This is a genomic window from Bradyrhizobium sp. SZCCHNRI20481 (genome assembly GCF_032485055.1).
GTDB lineage: Bacteria > Pseudomonadota > Alphaproteobacteria > Rhizobiales > Xanthobacteraceae > Bradyrhizobium.
The window spans coordinates 1-15,956 of record NZ_JAUEUE010000027.1; the positions used below are offsets into that span (position 1 = coordinate 1).

13 protein-coding genes are annotated in these 15,956 nt (G+C 66.2%); 5 read left to right on the forward strand and 8 right to left on the reverse strand.

Annotation, left to right across the window (positions count from 1 at the left end):
* Positions 1–451 precede the first annotated feature (451 nt).
* On the reverse strand, positions 452–979 hold the full coding sequence (locus QX132_RS32015; RefSeq protein WP_316163759.1) for an REP-associated tyrosine transposase: 528 nt from the start codon (positions 977–979) through the stop codon (positions 452–454).
* A 237-nt stretch (positions 980–1,216) separates the two neighbouring features.
* On the opposite strand from QX132_RS32015, the gene QX132_RS32020 reads away from it, so the two are divergent.
* From QX132_RS32020 to QX132_RS32040, 5 genes are all read left to right on the forward strand, one after another.
* On the forward strand, positions 1,217–2,449 hold the full coding sequence (locus tag QX132_RS32020; RefSeq protein WP_316163760.1) for a benzoate/H(+) symporter BenE family transporter: 1,233 nt from the start codon (positions 1,217–1,219) through the stop codon (positions 2,447–2,449).
* A gap of 125 nt (positions 2,450–2,574) precedes the next feature.
* The gene (locus QX132_RS32025) at positions 2,575–3,894 is read left to right on the forward strand and encodes a sugar ABC transporter substrate-binding protein (protein ID WP_315733987.1); all 1,320 of its coding nucleotides are present in this window, start codon (positions 2,575–2,577) and stop codon (positions 3,892–3,894) included.
* Positions 3,891–4,826, forward strand: coding sequence for a sugar ABC transporter permease (locus QX132_RS32030; protein ID WP_316163761.1), 936 nt, complete (start codon positions 3,891–3,893; stop codon positions 4,824–4,826). The genes QX132_RS32025 and QX132_RS32030 overlap by 4 nt, the downstream gene beginning before the upstream one ends.
* Positions 4,823–5,647, forward strand: coding sequence for a carbohydrate ABC transporter permease (locus QX132_RS32035; protein ID WP_315784066.1), 825 nt, complete (start codon positions 4,823–4,825; stop codon positions 5,645–5,647). The genes QX132_RS32030 and QX132_RS32035 overlap by 4 nt, the downstream gene beginning before the upstream one ends.
* A gap of 274 nt (positions 5,648–5,921) precedes the next feature.
* Complete coding sequence (locus QX132_RS32040; RefSeq protein ID WP_315733993.1) at positions 5,922–7,016, forward strand: HWE histidine kinase domain-containing protein; 1,095 nt, start codon at positions 5,922–5,924, stop codon at positions 7,014–7,016.
* 6 nt (positions 7,017–7,022) lie between these two features.
* On the opposite strand, the gene QX132_RS32045 is transcribed toward QX132_RS32040, so the two are convergent.
* The 7 genes from QX132_RS32045 to QX132_RS32075 all read right to left on the reverse strand — a co-directional run bounded on the left by QX132_RS32045 (position 7,023) and on the right by QX132_RS32075 (position 15,731).
* On the reverse strand, positions 7,023–7,838 hold the full coding sequence (locus QX132_RS32045) for an XdhC/CoxI family protein (RefSeq protein WP_316163762.1): 816 nt from the start codon (positions 7,836–7,838) through the stop codon (positions 7,023–7,025).
* A gap of 144 nt (positions 7,839–7,982) precedes the next feature.
* The gene (locus QX132_RS32050) at positions 7,983–9,188 is read right to left on the reverse strand and encodes a VWA domain-containing protein (RefSeq protein ID WP_316163763.1); all 1,206 of its coding nucleotides are present in this window, start codon (positions 9,186–9,188) and stop codon (positions 7,983–7,985) included.
* Entirely contained in the window at positions 9,185–10,054 is an 870-nt protein-coding gene (locus QX132_RS32055; RefSeq protein WP_316163764.1) for a MoxR family ATPase, read from the reverse strand. The genes QX132_RS32050 and QX132_RS32055 overlap by 4 nt, the downstream gene beginning before the upstream one ends.
* Positions 10,055–10,223: 169 nt before the next feature.
* The gene (locus tag QX132_RS32060; RefSeq protein WP_316163765.1) at positions 10,224–12,647 is read right to left on the reverse strand and encodes an aerobic carbon-monoxide dehydrogenase large subunit; all 2,424 of its coding nucleotides are present in this window, start codon (positions 12,645–12,647) and stop codon (positions 10,224–10,226) included.
* On the reverse strand, positions 12,644–13,144 hold the full coding sequence (locus tag QX132_RS32065) for a (2Fe-2S)-binding protein (RefSeq protein WP_316163766.1): 501 nt from the start codon (positions 13,142–13,144) through the stop codon (positions 12,644–12,646). The genes QX132_RS32060 and QX132_RS32065 overlap by 4 nt, the downstream gene beginning before the upstream one ends.
* Positions 13,145–13,330: 186 nt before the next feature.
* Positions 13,331–14,194 (reverse strand): xanthine dehydrogenase family protein subunit M, encoded by an 864-nt coding sequence (locus QX132_RS32070; RefSeq protein ID WP_315813372.1) that lies wholly within the window; start codon positions 14,192–14,194, stop codon positions 13,331–13,333.
* A 328-nt stretch (positions 14,195–14,522) separates the two neighbouring features.
* On the reverse strand, positions 14,523–15,731 hold the full coding sequence (locus QX132_RS32075) for an MHYT domain-containing protein (RefSeq protein ID WP_316163767.1): 1,209 nt from the start codon (positions 15,729–15,731) through the stop codon (positions 14,523–14,525).
* Positions 15,732–15,956: the final 225 nt, after the last annotated feature.

Sequence of the window (15,956 nt, forward strand, 5' to 3'; positions counted from 1 at the left end):
CTCTCCACCGAACCGGTCGAAAACTTTGAATCACATCCAGAAATCGCTTGGAATCGCTTTCGGGCATCCCGTAGCCCGCAAGGGGGAGGGTCGCCTCACGAGGAGCGAAGCGAAACGTGAGGCGGGGCGGGGTGATCTCTCCACGAGCACTGGTATCCGTGGCTTCACCCCACCCCGCTCGCCCGCTTCGCGCGCGAGCGACCCTCCCCCTCCAGGGGAGGGTGGGCGTCGTGCCCCACACTCCGTGATCGCGAGGCGCCCTCGCGCCGACGCTCGTGGCATATTTCAGCTGATGATTTCGAACGGCATCTGCGGATACACCTCCGCAATCTCGCGGCGCGTTTCGCGTCCGAGCTTTGCGATATCATCACCCTCGATAGAGAGAGGACCCGTAGGGCGGATTAGCGAAGCGTAATCCGCCACCCCTCGGCACGAAGACAACTTGAACGGCTTAACGCTCCCCGAACGTTCCGCTCACAGCGACATCACCGGCCCAGTCTGCGGGAAACACTCCTGCCTGCACATCCCGATGAAACGAAGAATGCTGCCAGTCCGCCACGCGACTCATGAGGCGATGCTTCACCGGATTGATGTAACAATACTCTACGTGACGCGAATAGTCGTCTTCATCACGGATCAGGTGCTCCGAGAACCGACGCTGCCAGATCCCGCGTTCCTGCCGCGCGACACGAGTGGGGCTGAGATTCTCTGTCCTTGGAAGCGCCCGCGCGAAGCGGCTCTTGATCAGACGCCAGCGCATCGAGAAGTCGGCGTCATCGGGCGGCAAGGTCCAGATCGCATGAAGATCCGGCATGACGACGAAGGCATCGATCTCGAAAGGAAATCGTCGTTTCGCGGCAGCGACCGCGGAGCGCAGTAGGTCGACGTGATCGATCAGCAAAGTCTGACGCCGATCGAGCAAATTCACCGTGAAGAACCAACACCCGCCCGGAACGAATGCGCGTCGATAGTTGGGCATCGATTGAGTCTCGAGTCGAGACGATCAACGTAAGCCTACTCTCGGCGGATGTATGAGTTCAAGATCTGCGGCGGATTACGGCTTCGCCTAATCCGCCCTACGCTCAAACCCGCACAGCGGATTAGCGCAGCGTAATCCGCCAATCAGCCCTACGCCTTGCACGACCCGTCCGCTTCGGCCAACATCCCCCAAGACACCAAGGACAACAACAAGAACCCCGCCCGAGCCCTGCCCTCCATGCTCAACGCCATCGAACGCCCCGCCGGACCGCCGCCCGGCCTCGGCCAGATCACCAGCGATTTGGGCCCACTCTACGCCTCACACGGCTTCATCGGCTGGCTGTTCGCGATCACCGGGCCGGTCGCGATCATCCTGTCGGTCGGTGCCAATGGCGCGCTGTCGCAAGGCGAGATCGCGTCGTGGATCTTCGGCGTGTTCTTCATCAACGGCCTGATCACGCTTGCGCTGTCGTGGCGCTATCGCGAGCCGTTGGTGCTGTTCTGGACCATTCCGGGCACCGTCCTGGTCGGCCAGTCGCTGACGCATCTCAGCTTTCCGCAGGTGGTCGGTGCATTCTACGGCACCGCGCTGTTGATGCTGGTGCTCGGGCTCACCGGCTGGGTCAAGCGCGCGATGCAACTGGTGCCGATGCCGATCGTGATGGGCATGGTCGCCGGCGTATTCCTGCGCTTCGGCCTCGATCTCGTCCGCGCCGTGTTCGCCGACTTCGCCATCGCCGGGCCGATGGTCGTCGCCTGGCTCTTGCTGACCGCGCTGCCAGCGCTCGGCCGGCGCTGCCCGCCGATCATCGGCGCGCTCGTCATTGGCACGCTCGCAGCCATCCTGTTCGGCAAATACGACCAGAGCGCGTCGCTGCAGATCGCGCTGATCCGGCCCGTGATCCAGACGCCGTCCTGGTCGCTGGCGGCCATGATCGAGCTGATCGTGCCGCTCGCGGTCACCGTGCTGGTGGTACAGAACGGCCAAGGCTTTGCGGTGCTGACCGCCGCCGGCCACACGCCCCCGGTCAATGTGGTGACCGTGGCCTGCGGCATCGGCTCGGCGCTCGCGGCTGTCGTGGGCGGCGTGTCGACCTGCCTGACCGGACCGACCAACGCCATCGTCGTCTCCGGCGGCGAGCGCAAACGTCACTATTCCGCGGCGATGGTCGTGGGCGTGCTTGCGCTCGGCTTCGGCCTGCTGGCGCCGACCTTCACCACGCTGCTGCTGATCGCGCCCAAATCATTGATCACCGCGCTGGCCGGCCTCGCCATGCTGCGCGTGCTGCAGACGGCGTTCGTGACCGCGTTCAGAACGAACTTCTCCCTCGGCGCCCTGATCGCCTTCCTCGTCACCGTCGCCGACGTGCCACTGCTCAACATCGGCGCCGCATTCTGGGGGCTCGTCGCTGGCTTTGCACTGTCGTGGCTGCTGGAGCGGGCGGATTTCACAGCCGCATCGGGCGCATAACGGATTGCCGCATCGCACCACGCGCTGTCGTCGCATCCCCAGTCGAACGGGCACCATGCTGTTGCAGCGCCGCTGGATCGCGCTACACTTCACGACCAAACAAGAAGTCTTCTGGGAGGATACCAATGACCGCGATCACGCGTCGCAACATGCTTGCGGGCACGGCAGCAGCGGGCGCGCTGGCGCTCACCGGCCAGCCGGCCTGGTCTGAGCCGCAGTGGAAGAAATATGCCGGTACCAAGCTCGAGGTGATCCTCGCCAAGGGGCCGCGCGGCGACAATCTGCAGAAGAACATCAAGGAATTCACCGCGCTGACCGGCATCGAGGTGGAATCCGAGCAGATCCCGGAGCAGCAGCAGCGACAGAAGGTCGTGATCGAACTGTCGTCGGGCAAGCCGAGCTTCGACGTCGTCCATCTCAGCTATCACGTGCAGAAGCGGCAGTTCGAGAAGGCCGGCTGGCTCGCCGACATCACCGACTTCATGAAGGATCCGAACCTCACGGCGCCGGACCTCGTGCAGAGCGATTTCTCCGCCGCCGGGCTGACTTACGCCAGCAACGACAAGGGCCGGATGTTCTCGCTGCCATGGTCGGTGGACTACTTCATCCTCTACTACAACAAGGAGCTGTTCGCGAAGAAGGGCGTCGAAGTGCCGAAGACGCTCGACGAGATGGTCACGGCGGCGCAGAAGCTGACCGATGCCAAGGACGGCACGTTCGGCTTCGTCGGCCGCGGCCTGCGCAACGCCAACATGACCCTGTGGACGAACTTCTTCCTCAACTATGGCGGCGAGTTCCTGGACGCCAAGGGCAACATCCTGACCGACGGCCCCGAAGCGATCGAGGCCACCAAGCTGTATCAGAAGCTGCTGACCACCTGCGCGCCGCCCGGCGTGGCCGGCTTCAACTGGATGGAGTCGATGGCCTCGTTCACGCAAGGCCGCTCGGCGATGTGGATCGACGGCGTCGGCTGGGCGCCGCCGCTGGAGGACGCCAATGCCTCGCGCGTGGTCGGCAAGGTCGGCTACACCGTGGTGCCCGCCGGACCGAAGGGACAGTACTCGGCGACCTATGGCGACGGCATCGGCATTGCGGCTGCGAGCAAGAACAAGGAAGCCGCCTGGCTGCTGTGCCAGTGGCTTGTGTCGAAGCCGCAAGGCGCCCGCCTGGTGCAAGCCGGCGGCGGCGTGCCGTTCCGCAACTCGGTGCTCAACGATCCCGGAGTCCAGGGCGGCGTGAAGATGCCGAAGGAGTGGCTGCAGTCGGCGATCGACTCCGGCAAGATCTCTAAGCTCGGCCTGCCCGTGATCATCCCGGTCGCCGAATTCCGCGATCTCGTCGGTGCTGCGTTGACCGCCACGCTGTCGGGCGCCGATCCCGCGACTGAGCTGAAGAAGGCGCACGAGCAGTTCCGCCCGATCCTGGAGCGCAGCGAGAAAGCGTGAGCACGATCGTCGAACAGGCCGGCGCGGCAGCGGACGCCGCTGCGCCGGAACGTGCGTTGCGGCCGCCGTCGTACTGGCCGTTCGTGGTGCCGGCGCTGGTCACCGTGCTCGCGGTGATCATCTTTCCCTGGCTGTTCACGATCTGGATGAGCTTCCAGGAGTGGAAGGTCGGCTCACCCACGACCTTCGTCGGGCTGTCGAACTACCTGCGGCTGCCGGCAGATCCACGCTTTGTCGAGTCGGTCGGACACACGCTGTCCTACACCGCGCTGTCGGTGCTGCTGCCGCTGGTGCTCGGCACCTTCGCCGCGGTCGTCTTCCACGCCCGCTTTCCCGGGCGCGGGCTGCTGCGCGCCCTCTTCATCATGCCGATGATGGCGACGCCCGTCGCGATCGCGCTGGTGTGGACCATGATGTTCCACCCGCAGCTCGGCATCCTGAACTATCTTCTGTCGCTGGTGGGCCTGCCGCCACAGCTCTGGGTGTTTCATCCGGGCACGGTGATCCCCTCGCTGGTGCTGGTCGAGACCTGGCAGTGGACGCCGCTGGTCATGCTGATCGTGCTCGGCGGCATCGCCTCGCTGCCGACCGAACCGTATGAGAGCGCGCAGATCGACGGCGCCAGCACCTGGCAGATGTTCCGCTACATCACGCTGCCCTTGATCATGCCGTTCCTGTTCATCGCCGCGATGATCCGCGCCATCGACGCCATCAAGAGCTTCGACATCATCTTCGCGATCACCCAGGGCGGGCCGGGCTCGGCGTCGGAGACCATCAACCTCTATCTCTACAGCGTCGCCTTCGTCTATTACGACCTCGGCTATGCCTCGGCGATCGCGGTGGTGTTCTTCGCGCTGATCATCGCGCTGACTGCGCTCTTGCTGGTGCTGCGCCGGCGAGCACAGTGGAATGCGCTGGGGAGCGACACATGAGCGCGCAGACCATCCTCGGCCGGCTCGGCCTCGCGCTCGGCGTCTTCCTCATCGTCTCCCCGGCGATCCTGTTCTTCCTCTGGATGATCTCGCTGTCGGTGAAGTTCGAGGTCGACAACGCCGCGTATCCGCCGGTGTTCTGGCCGGAGCATTTCGCCTGGAAGAACTACGGCGACGTGCTGTCGTCCAACCGCTTCTTCACCTATTTCAAGAACAGCCTGCTGGTGACCGGCGGCGCGACTTTTCTCGCCATGCTGGTCGGCGTGCCCGCCGGCTACGGTATCGCACGGATGGCCGCGCATAAATCGGCGATCGTGATCCTGATCGCGCGCATCACGCCCGGCCTGTCGTACCTCATTCCGCTGTTCCTCTTGTTTCAGTGGCTCGGCCTGCTCGGCACGCTGTGGCCGCAGATCATCATCCATCTCGTCGTCACCGTGCCGATCGTGATCTGGATCATGATCGGCTATTTCGAGACCACGCCGATCGAACTCGAGGAAGCCGCGCGCATCGACGGCGCAACGCGCTGGCAGGTTTTCCGCCACGTGGCATTGCCGGTGGCGAAGCCCGGCCTCGCGGTCGCCTTCATCCTCGCGGTGATCTTCTCCTGGAATAATTTCGTGTTCGGCATCGTGCTGGCCGGACGCGAGACCCGCACCTTGCCGGTCGCGGTCTACAACATGATCTCGTTCGATCAGCTCTCGTGGGGGCCGCTCGCGGCGGCGGCGCTGATCGTGACCCTGCCGGTGCTGCTGCTGACCGTGTTCGCACAGCGGCAGATCGTGGCCGGCCTGACGGCGGGTGCGGTCAAGGGGGGCTGACGGGTATAATGCATACCAAAGAGAACCTGCGGCGGAATGCCGAACTTGCCTTGGTCAGGCCATAGTCTACCACTTGGTTACCTGCGTGGAACCGGGATTCGCCCCGCCCCTGAAGCGCGGCGATGGCCGCGTTGATGGCTTCATCTCGTCTCTGCGCCGGCTTCGTTCCAGCCGAATACCACTGCGCCGCACGATCGACCGGCTCCGGATTTGCGCTCCGTCCGGTCCGTCTTGCAACCTGTCACCGGCTGAACGCCCGACCGACGAAAGCTGCATGACGTCCGATCGCGACGCCTCCGCGCCAGACCGATTGACTTCCCTGTTGCAGACCGAGCTGCTCGACTCGCCGCCGGAGCCGGGCTTCGACCGCGTCACGCGCCTGACCACGCGGCTGTTGCAGGCCCCAGCGGCGATCATCGCGCTGGTCGATCGCGACCGGCAGTTCTTCAAGAGCTCGGTCGGCCTGTGCGAGCCATGGGCGTCGCTGCGCGAGACGCCGCTCAGCCACTCCTTCTGCCAGCACGTCGTGACCTCGGCGCAGCCGCTGGTGATCAGCGACGCCAACGAGCATCCGCTGGTGAAGGACAATCTCGCGGTACCAGTTCTCGGCGTGATCGCCTATCTCGGCGTTCCCCTGCGGCTGCCGAGCGGCGAGGTGATCGGCGCGCTCTGCGCCATCGATCACGAGCCGCGGCCGTGGAGCGACGACGACATCGCCCAGCTCACCGAGCTCAGCGAGATCGTGATGGACGAGATCGCACTGCGCACCGAGAATGCGCGGCGGCGCACGGTCGAGCAGCACCATCGCGTGCTCGTCCATGAGCTCAATCACCGTGTCAAGAACACGCTGGCGCTGGTCGACAGCGTCATCGCGCTGAGCATCCGCGCCGATTCGGCGCTGGCCGAGTTCGGCGAGGTGCTGCGCGGGCGCATAGCGGCGCTGACGCGCAGCCACGCGCTGGCGCTGGATCGCGGCCGCGAAGCGATCGCGCTCAATGAGCTGGTGTGCGCCGAGCTGGCGCCGTTGCAGTCCGACCGGATCGCCGTCGACGGCCCCGCCCTGCAGCTCGCGCCGGGCATCGCGCTGTATCTGTCGATGGGCTTGCACGAGCTCGTCACCAACGCGGTGAAGTATGGCGCGCTGTCGAACGATGCGGGGCGGGTGACGCTGGGCTGGACCCATGCCGACGGACGGCTCAAGCTGTTCTGGCAGGAGAACGGCGGGCCGGATGTCTCCCCGCCCGCACGCAACGGCTTCGGTTCGCTGCTGTTCGAGCGCATTCTCGGCGCCGCGCTGAAGGGCGAGGTCACGCGCGACTTCGCGCCGGACGGGCTCAGGGTCTCGTTCGACCTGCCGCTCGCGCCGTGACGGAATTCAGCCGCGCTGGCCGCGACGCCGCACCTGAGTGACCTCGGCCAGAATCGACATCGCGATCTCCTCCGGCGTGATGGCGCCGAGATCGAGGCCCGCCGGGGCCTTGACCTTGTCGAGCAGCGCGGCGTCGATGCCGTCCTTGATCAGCTTGTCGCGCAGGCTGTCCATCTTGCGGCGGCTGCCGACGAAGGCGTGGTAGGCCGCATCGCAGGCGAGTGCGGCGCGCAAGGCCGCCTCGTCGCCCTTGCCTTGCGTCGACACCACGACGAAGCGGCTGCTCCCGGCCGGTTGATCCAGCGCGAAGCCATCGATCAGCACATCGGCCTCTGGTGTCGTGACGAGATCGGACGCCGGCGCCGCCAGCGTCACGTGATAGCCGAGCGGCCGCGCCTGCGCGGCGAGCGACAGCGCCACCGGGCTCGCGCCTAAGATCACCAGCGAGGGATACGGCAGCACCGGCTCGACGAAGATGTCCATCGTACCCTTGCTCGGGCACATGTTGGAAGCGAAGCGCACGCCCTCTTTCATCTCACCCGGCTTGACGCCGAGCTCGGCGAGCAGGTCGTCCGGCTGCACCGACACCATGCGCGGAATGCCGTCGGCGAGCGCCTCGCGCGCCGCCTTGAGCACCGCGCCGCGGGCGCAGCCGCCGCCGATCCAGCCCGCGACGATGGCGCCATCCGGTCGGATGATCGCCTTGGCACCGGCCTTTGCCGCGGTCACCGACACCGTGCGCACGACGGTGGCGAGCACGAAGCTTTCGTCGGCAGCTTTCAATTGGGCGGCGAGATCGAGCAGTTCGGAGGAGGTGGTCATGGGTGCCCCCTCTGACGCACGTTCGAGGCAATCTGCAGCAGCACTGAAGGTCTGTTCCCTCCCCCCTCGTGGGGGAAGGAGCCGACCGCCGATGCCGAGGCAGTCTGCGTCAACAACACTTCAGAGCGGCTCACCCTCGTCATCTCACAACCTCGCCAGATACGGCTCGAGCGCCGCGAGCGAGCCCAGCGTATGCGCGGGCGCGTAGAGATCGACATGCGGCAGCGCCGCCTTGATGCCGCGGGCTTCCGGCGCGTAGCCGTGCCAGCCGAGCATCGGATTGAGCCAGACGATACGGCGGCAACGGCGTCGCAGTTGCGCCATCTCGCGGCCGAGCAAGGCTGGATCACCGGTGTCGTAGCCGTCGGAGACGATCATCACGCAGGTGCGCGAATGGATGACGCGCGGCGCGTGCCAGCGATTGAAGGTCGCTAGGCTTTCGCCGATCCTGGTGCCGCCGCCGGCGCCCTGCGCCATCATCGACAGCCGATCCAGCGCCCGCGCGGCATCCCTCTCCTTCATCGCATCGGAGACGTGAGCCAGCCGGGTGTGAAACAGGAACGCTTCGGCCTCGCGGAAGGCGTCGAGCACGCCGTGGATGAAGCGAACAAACACCGACGTATAGGGGCTCATCGAGCCGGAGGCGTCGAGCAGCACCACCAGCCGGAGCGGCTTGGGCTTGCGGCGGCGATGCACCAGCGCGATCGGCACGCCGCCATGGCTGATGTTGCGGTGGATGGTGCGGCGCAGGTCGAGCCGCTCGCCCTTGCGCCGCAACTGATCGCGGCGCGTCAGCCGTGTCCGCATCGCCTGGGCGAGCCGCGCCGCCGCCTCATGCGCCAGCGCGACCTGGTCGGGATCTGCGAGCTTGCGGAAGTCGGTATCGCTGATGGACTCCACGCGCGAGGCACCTTCGCGGACGCCCTCGCCGCCCGCCTCGCGTGGGGTTTCGTCAGAGGGAATCTGATCGGTCGGGCCGTGATGCCCCTGCCGAGCAGCATTCGCATCCTGCAGACTCTTCAGGGACGGGCTGTTCGCCGATTGCGGCGACCCTGCCGTCAGAACGCGCGAGCGCACGCGCTTGCCGAGCCAGAACGCGTCGAACAGGCCGTCGAAGCGATCCCACTCGCTCTTGCGCGCCGAAAACAGGTGCTTGAAGGCGGAGCGCAACAGGCCGGGCCTGTCGGCATAGCCTGCGGTCATCACGGCCGCCGCATCCTGCCCCTCCGACAGGCCGACCGCAAAGCCGTTGTCGCGCAGCGTCTTGAGAAATGCGCTGAGGCGTCCCGCGACCAGCCGCGCCACCGCGTCCATGTCCTCATGATCAGGCGTGGCGCCACAGCAGCTCATGCGACCTTCCCCAACAATCGCGCGGCGACCTCGCGGGTAATGCGGGAGCGGTCCTCATGCGTCTTGAGCAGACACATCAAGGTGTCATGCACGACCTCCGGCTGGTCCTCGAGGTCGCGCACATCGAGCCCGACCAGTGCGGCTGCCCAGTCCAGCGTCTCGGCCACACCCGGCACCTTGCGCAGCTCTTCTTTTCGCAGGCCCTCGACCAGGCGCGCGATCTGCAGCGCAAGCGACGCCGACGCGCCATCGATCCGCGCCAGGATGATGCGGGCCTCGCGATCGACATCGGGATAGTCGACGTAGTGATACAGACAGCGCCGGCGCAGCGCGTCCGACAGCTCGCGGGTGCCGTTCGAGGTCAGCACCACGTGCGGGATGCTGATGGCTTTGATGGTGCCGAGCTCGGGAATCGATATCTGGAAGTCCGACAGGAGCTCCAGCAGGAACGCCTCGAATTCGTCGTCGGCGCGGTCGATCTCGTCGATCAGCAGCACCGGCGGCGTGGCGCGGCGGATCGCCGCAAGCAGTGGCCGCTCCAGCAGATACTTCTCGGAGAAGATCTGGTCCTCGATGGTCTCCGGCTGGCCGCGATGCGCCTCGATCGCGAACAGCTGGCGCTGGTAGTTCCACTCGTACAGCGCGGAGCTCTGGTCAAGACCCTCATAGCATTGCAGCCGGATCAGCTCGGTGCCGTGCACGCAGGCGAGCGCCTTGGCGACCTCGGTCTTGCCGACCCCGGCCTCGCCTTCCAGCAGCAACGGCCGCTTGAGCAACTGCATCAGTGAGAGCGCCGTCGCCAACTCGCCATCGGCGATGTAGCCGCAGGCGGCGAGGGATTGGGCGATGTGGTCGCGGGTCTTCATGTCAAGTTCGACTGCTGCGTCATCGGAGGTGAACTCCCCTCCCCCTTGTGGGGAGGGGTTGGGGGTGGGGGTCTCCACGCACACTGCCCGTGGGGTACCCCCCTCCCTAGCCCTCCCCCACAAGGGGGGAGGGAACGCGCGCGCGCGGCGAACGCCAACGCCTTCAATATTACGACCCCAATACGCCCAGGTTCTTCGCCGCCTGCCAGTTGCGCCAATAGTCATGCGGCATCTGGATGTGCGTCGAGCCTAAGAACGAGAACGCGTCATTGACCGCGTTGGAGAACGCCGGCACGCCGCCGACATTGGGGCTTTCGCCGACGCCCTTGGCGCCGATCGGGTGATGCGGCGAGGGCGTCACCGTGAAGTCGGTCTCCCAATGCGGCGTCTCGACCGCGGTCGGCATGAAGAAGTCCATGAACGAGCCGGTCACGACATTGCCCTCGGAATCGTAGCGGATCTCCTGGCCCATCGCGATCGCGAAGGCTTCGGTGAGGCCGCCATGAATCTGGCCCTCGATGATCATCGGGTTGATGCGGGTGCCGCAATCATCCAGCGCATAGAAGCGCCGGACCTTGTACACGCCGGTGTCGACGTCGATGTCCATCACGCAGAGATAGGCGCCGAACGGATAGGTCATGTTGGGTGGATCGTAGTAGCTCACCGCCTCCAGCCCCGGCTCCATGCCGGGCGGCACTGAGTTGTAGGCCGCCCAGCAGATGTCCTTCATCGACATCACCTTCTCGGGCAGGCCCTTGACCCGGAAGCCGTCGATGTCCCATTCGAGATCGTCCTCGTGCACCTCGAGCTTGTAGGCCGCGATCATCTGCGCCTTGGCCTTGATCTTGCGCGCGGCCATGGCGATGGCTGCCCCTGCGACGGGCGTCGAGCGCGAGCCGTAGGTGCCGAGACCATAGGGCGCCGTGTCGGTGTTGCCCTCCTCGACCATGATGTTGTCGGCGGGAATGCCGATCTCGCTGGCGATGATCTGGGCCCAGGTGGTCTCGTGCCCCTGGCCCTGGCTCTTGGTGCCCATCCGCGCGATGCCGGCGCCGGTCGGATGCAGCCGGATCTCGCAGGAATCGAACATCGCGATCCCCAGGATGTCGCAGTTCTTCGACGGTCCGGCGCCGACGATCTCGGTGAAGAAGGAGACGCCGATGCCCATGATCTCGCGGGTCTCGCCGAGCTGGAAGGCGGCGCGCTTCTCGGCCTGCTCCTTGCGCAAGGCCGCGTAGTCCACGGCCTCCATCATCTTGCGCATGGCGGTGTGGTAGTCGCCGGAGTCATATTCCCAACCGAGCGCCGAGTGATAAGGAAACTGCTCCGGCCTGACGAAGTTCTTCAGGCGCAGCTCGGCCGGATCCATGCCGAGTTTCTGCGCCAGAATGTCCATCGCGCGCTCGATGCAATAGGCCGCCTCGGTGACGCGGAACGAGCAGCGATAGGCGACGCCGCCCGGCGCCTTGTTGGTGTAGACGCCGTCGACGACGCAATGCGCGACCGGGAAGTCATAGGAGCCGGTGACGATGTTGAAGAAGCCGGCCGGCCATTTCGACGGGTCGGCGCAGGCATCGAAGCCGCCATGGTCGGCCAGCACGTGGACGCGCAGGCCGGTGACCTTGCCATCCTTGGTCGCCGCGATCTCAGTGGTCATGTGGTAGTCGCGCGCGAACGCGGTCGCGGTCAGGTTCTCGATGCGGTCCTCGACCCATTTGACCGGCTTGCCGGTGACGATGGAGGCCACCGCGGCGCAGATGTAGCCAGGATAGGCGCCGACCTTGTTGCCGAAGCCGCCGCCGATGTCGGGCGCGATGACATGGATCTTCTGCTCCGGGATCTTCGCGATCAGCGACACCACGGTGCGGATGACATGCGGCGCCTGGAAGGTGCCCCAGATCGTCAGCTCGCCCTTGATCTTGTCGAACGAGCAGACGCACTGGCAGGTCTCCAGCGGCGATGGATGGGTGCGGTGATAGGAGATCATCTCCTTGATCGTGACGTCGGCCTTCTTGAACGCGGCGTCGGTGAGCTCCTTGTCGCCGACGCTCCACTCGAAGATGTGGTTGTGGTGCTTGCGCGGGCCGTGCGCGCCCGAGGTCTTGCCGACGAGGTCCTCGCGCAGCACGGGCGCATCTGAATCCATCGCCTTGAACGGATCGACCAGCACCGGCAGCGCCTCGTACTCGACCACGACCTTGTTGACGCCGTCATCGGCGGCGTAGCGGTCGGTGGCGACGACAAAGGCGACCTCTTGGTTCTGGAACAGAACCTTGCCGTCGGCGAGCACCATCTGCACGTCGCCGGCCAAGGTCGGCATCCAGGCGAGGTTGACGGTCTTCAAGGTCTCGGCGGTGATGACCGCGAGCACGCCGGGCACTTTCAGCGCCTCCTCGGTGTGGATCGCCTTCACCCGCGCATGCGCATGCGGCGAGCGCACGAAGTCGCCGTGCAGCATGCCCGGCAGCTTGACGTCATCGACGTAGTTGCCCTTGCCTTGGGTAAAGCGGATGTCCTCGACGCGCTTGCGCCGGCAGCCCATGCCTTCGAGCGCGGCTTCGCGTTGTTCCCGCGTGGGAGTCATGTCGTTCATTCCGCGGCCTCCTGGAATTCAACGCCGTTGATCTTGGCGGCGGCGTATTGGATCGCCTTGACGATGTTCTGATAGCCGGTGCAGCGGCAGATGTTGCCGGAGATGCCGGCGCGGATCTCGGTCTCCGTCGGCGACGGATTTTCCTTCAGCAGCCGATGCGCGCGGATGATCATGCCGGGCGTGCAAAAGCCGCATTGCAGGCCGTGCATCATGCGAAAGCCTTCCTGCAGCGCCGACAGCGATCCGTCGGCGTTGGCCATGCCTTCGATCGTGGTGATCTCGGAGCCGTTGGCCTGCACCGCGAGCATGGTGCAGCTCTTCACGCTCATGCCGTCGATGTCGATGGTGCAGGCGCCGCAATGGCTGGTCTCGCAGCCGATATGGGTGCCGGTGAGCTGCGCCTGCTCGCGCAGGAAATGAACCAGCAGCGTGCGCGGCTCGGCGAGGCCTTCGACCTCGCTGCCGTTCACCTTCATCGTGATATGGGTTTTGGGCATTCGTTGCTCCCTGGGAAATCGCAAAGCTTGGGCACCACTTGAGCCGCAGTGTCAGTGCGCTCCCCTCCCCCTTGCGGGGAGGGGTCGGGGGTGGGGGTCCTCAGCAGCAGTGTCGCTTGGGGCTTCCCCGGCCCTCCCCCACAAGGGGGGAGGAGAAGAGAGAGTTCGCCGAGTGGCGATGTGCGTTCAGGTTGCCCGCCTCGCAGCGCGCTGCAGCGCGCGCATCACCATGATGCCGCCGACATGCGTGCGGTACTCGGCAGGTCCCCGCGCGTCGGAGGCCGGCTGCATGATCGCGCGCGCGGCGCTCGCCGCCGCCTTCAGCGCGGCATCGTCGAGCGTGGTGCCGATCACTGCAGTCGCCGCGTCGGTCGCCAGCAACGGCGTCTCGTGCAGATTGGTCAGTGCGATCACGCACGTCGCCACCTTGCCGCCCGCCATCGTCAGCACCACGGCGGCTGCCGCCGTCGCATAGTCGCCGACCTTGCGCTTCAGCTTCTCGTAGGCGTAGCCGTGCCTCGCAGCCGGAAGCGGGATGCTGATGCCAGTCAGGATCTCGCCGGGCTCGAGCGCTGTGAAATAAGCGCCCTGGTAGAACTCGCGCGCCGCGATCTCGCGAACGCCGTTCGGCCCTTCGAGCCGATAGGACGCGTCCAGCGCCAGCATCAAGGCCGGCATGTCGTTGCCGGGGTCGCCATTGGCGACATTGCCGCCGAGCGTGCCGCGGTAGCGCACCTGCGGATCGGCGATCAAGAGCGCGGTCTCGTGCAGGATCGGCAGCGCCTCACCGATGTCGGCAGACGCCAGCAGCTCGGCCTGCGTGGTCATCGCGCCGATGACGATGCGGTCGCCATCGCGGCGGATGCCCTTGAGCCCGGCGATGCCGTGCAGATCGATCAGATGCGCCGGGGTCGCCAGTCGCAGCTTCATCATCGGCAGCAGGCTGTGGCCGCCGGCGAGCGGTCGCGCGTCATCGCCGAGGTCGGCGAGCAGCTTGATCGCATCGCTGACGCTCGCCGGCAGGTGATAGTCGAACGGGCCAGGAATCATGACGTTTCCTCTCCTGTGCTGGCCTGCTTTATCGGCAAGGCCGTCGCGTTGTTGCGGCGGGCGTTCGTGCTGCGAGAGCGAAGTGCGAACGCGGACGCATCGCGGATTGGCGCGGAGCGTCGATCGGGATCGCTGGCCGCGCAACGAAGCCGGCACGGAGAGCGGCGAAATCGCACGAAATGCGGCTGGTCGCGCACGAATTGCGTCAGCGAGGGCGACCCAATCGCGCGAGTGACGGCGTGAGCGGCCGGGCAAGACGCGCGCGCGGTGTTGCATGCGTTGGGGAGAATGGCGGCGCTCTGTTGCGGCAGCGAAACGAACGCTGAACTCAGGCCGGCCGCCGCAGCCCGAGCCGCGCCTTGACCTCGGCGACCTTGGCGCGGCTCACCGGCACGCGCGGCTTCGAGGGGCCATCGAGCTCGATGATCGCGCCCTCGCCTTCCCGACCGACGTAGATCACATGCTCGATCGCCACGATGTGACTGCGGTGCACGCGGATGAAGCGGCCGGGATCGAGCTGCGCCTCAGCCTCGGAGATCGACCATGGGCACATCCGCTCCCGGGTGCCGTCGTGAATCCGTGTGTAGTGTGCATCGGCGCGCACACTGCGCACGTCCCCGGCATCGATGAAATGGGTGCCGTTGGCGCCCTCCAGCGGCAGCCGCGCCGCGGTCGCGCGCGGCGGCTGGCCGATGCCCCCCAACGGCGCCGCCGTCGCCCGGCTCGGAGCGGCGACCTCGACAACCGGCTCGGCCGCCGTCGCGGCCGGCTCCGGGGCCAATTGCGGCGCAGCCTCGGCAACGGCCGGCATCGGCTGCGATTGACGGCGCGGGTCCGGCACCAGCGACAGCAAAAATCCGGCGGCGATGACGAAGCACAGCACGGCGACGACGATCGCGAGCGCTTGCGGCGACGCAGCAAGTCCTGGTGCGGCGTGATGGTGTCCCTCGCCGATCGGCACGACATGCATTCCCAGCATCGCCGTGTAATGCATGCCGGACACGGCGATGCCGAACGCAACCGCGCTGATGGCGAGCCGTAGCCCGTCCTGCCGCGCCAGGAAGATGCGCAGGCCGCCATAGGCGGCGACGATTGCAATCGCCACCGACAGCGCCACCAGCGCCGGATCATGCGTCAGCCCGAACGAGCCGGACAGGCCGTGCATGCCGACATAATGCATGCTGGCGATGCCGGCGCCGAGCAGCAGTGCGGAAGGGACGACGCGCCGGGGGGAGGGATCGCCGATGCTGACGAAGAACAGCGAGATGCCGATCACGAGCGCGCAGATCAGGAACGAGATGATGGTCGGCAGCACCAGATAAACGGCATCGGCCGGCAGTGGCGCCGCCATCATGCCCACGAAATGCATGGTCCAGATGCCCACCGCCAGAATGCCGGCGGCGCCGGACAGCAGCACGCGCGCATTCTCTCCCGGACCGCTGCGGATGCGCGCGGTGAGACTGAAACCGGTATAGCCACCCAGGCTCGCGATCACGACCGAGAGCGCGACGAGATAAGGATCGTATCCTTCGATCATCCTTGTCGGCCGCCCGTCGCCACGGGCAAGCCTCCTCCCAGGAGAGATTTTACAGGGGTGGCGAGGAAATTGACAACACAAGGCGGGGAGCGTGAGGGGGCGTGGTGTCGCTGGGGGTGGGGCAGACGACACGATGACTGATCGGCGCGGAGCAAGAGGCTGAATTCGAGCTCGAGCCGCGAGACGGTGAGCCCCCTCCCCCTCGCGGGGAGGGAGCGGGGGTGG

What these genes read in the sequence shown, in the direction of transcription:
- QX132_RS32015 (WP_316163759.1), bottom strand. Translation starts at nt 979, where the DNA reads ATGCCCAACTATCGACGCGCATTCGTTCCGGGCGGGTGTTGGTTCTTC.
- QX132_RS32020 (WP_316163760.1), top strand. Translation starts at nt 1,217, where the DNA reads ATGCTCAACGCCATCGAACGCCCCGCCGGACCGCCGCCCGGCCTCGGC.
- QX132_RS32025 (WP_315733987.1), top strand. Translation starts at nt 2,575, where the DNA reads ATGACCGCGATCACGCGTCGCAACATGCTTGCGGGCACGGCAGCAGCG.
- QX132_RS32035 (WP_315784066.1), top strand. Translation starts at nt 4,823, where the DNA reads ATGAGCGCGCAGACCATCCTCGGCCGGCTCGGCCTCGCGCTCGGCGTC.
- QX132_RS32040 (WP_315733993.1), top strand. Translation starts at nt 5,922, where the DNA reads ATGACGTCCGATCGCGACGCCTCCGCGCCAGACCGATTGACTTCCCTG.
- QX132_RS32045 (WP_316163762.1), bottom strand. Translation starts at nt 7,838, where the DNA reads ATGACCACCTCCTCCGAACTGCTCGATCTCGCCGCCCAATTGAAAGCT.
- QX132_RS32050 (WP_316163763.1), bottom strand. Translation starts at nt 9,188, where the DNA reads ATGAGCTGCTGTGGCGCCACGCCTGATCATGAGGACATGGACGCGGTG.
- QX132_RS32055 (WP_316163764.1), bottom strand. Translation starts at nt 10,054, where the DNA reads ATGAAGACCCGCGACCACATCGCCCAATCCCTCGCCGCCTGCGGCTAC.
- QX132_RS32060 (WP_316163765.1), bottom strand. Translation starts at nt 12,647, where the DNA reads ATGAACGACATGACTCCCACGCGGGAACAACGCGAAGCCGCGCTCGAA.
- QX132_RS32065 (WP_316163766.1), bottom strand. Translation starts at nt 13,144, where the DNA reads ATGCCCAAAACCCATATCACGATGAAGGTGAACGGCAGCGAGGTCGAA.
- QX132_RS32070 (WP_315813372.1), bottom strand. Translation starts at nt 14,194, where the DNA reads ATGATTCCTGGCCCGTTCGACTATCACCTGCCGGCGAGCGTCAGCGAT.
- QX132_RS32075 (WP_316163767.1), bottom strand. Translation starts at nt 15,731, where the DNA reads ATGATCGAAGGATACGATCCTTATCTCGTCGCGCTCTCGGTCGTGATC.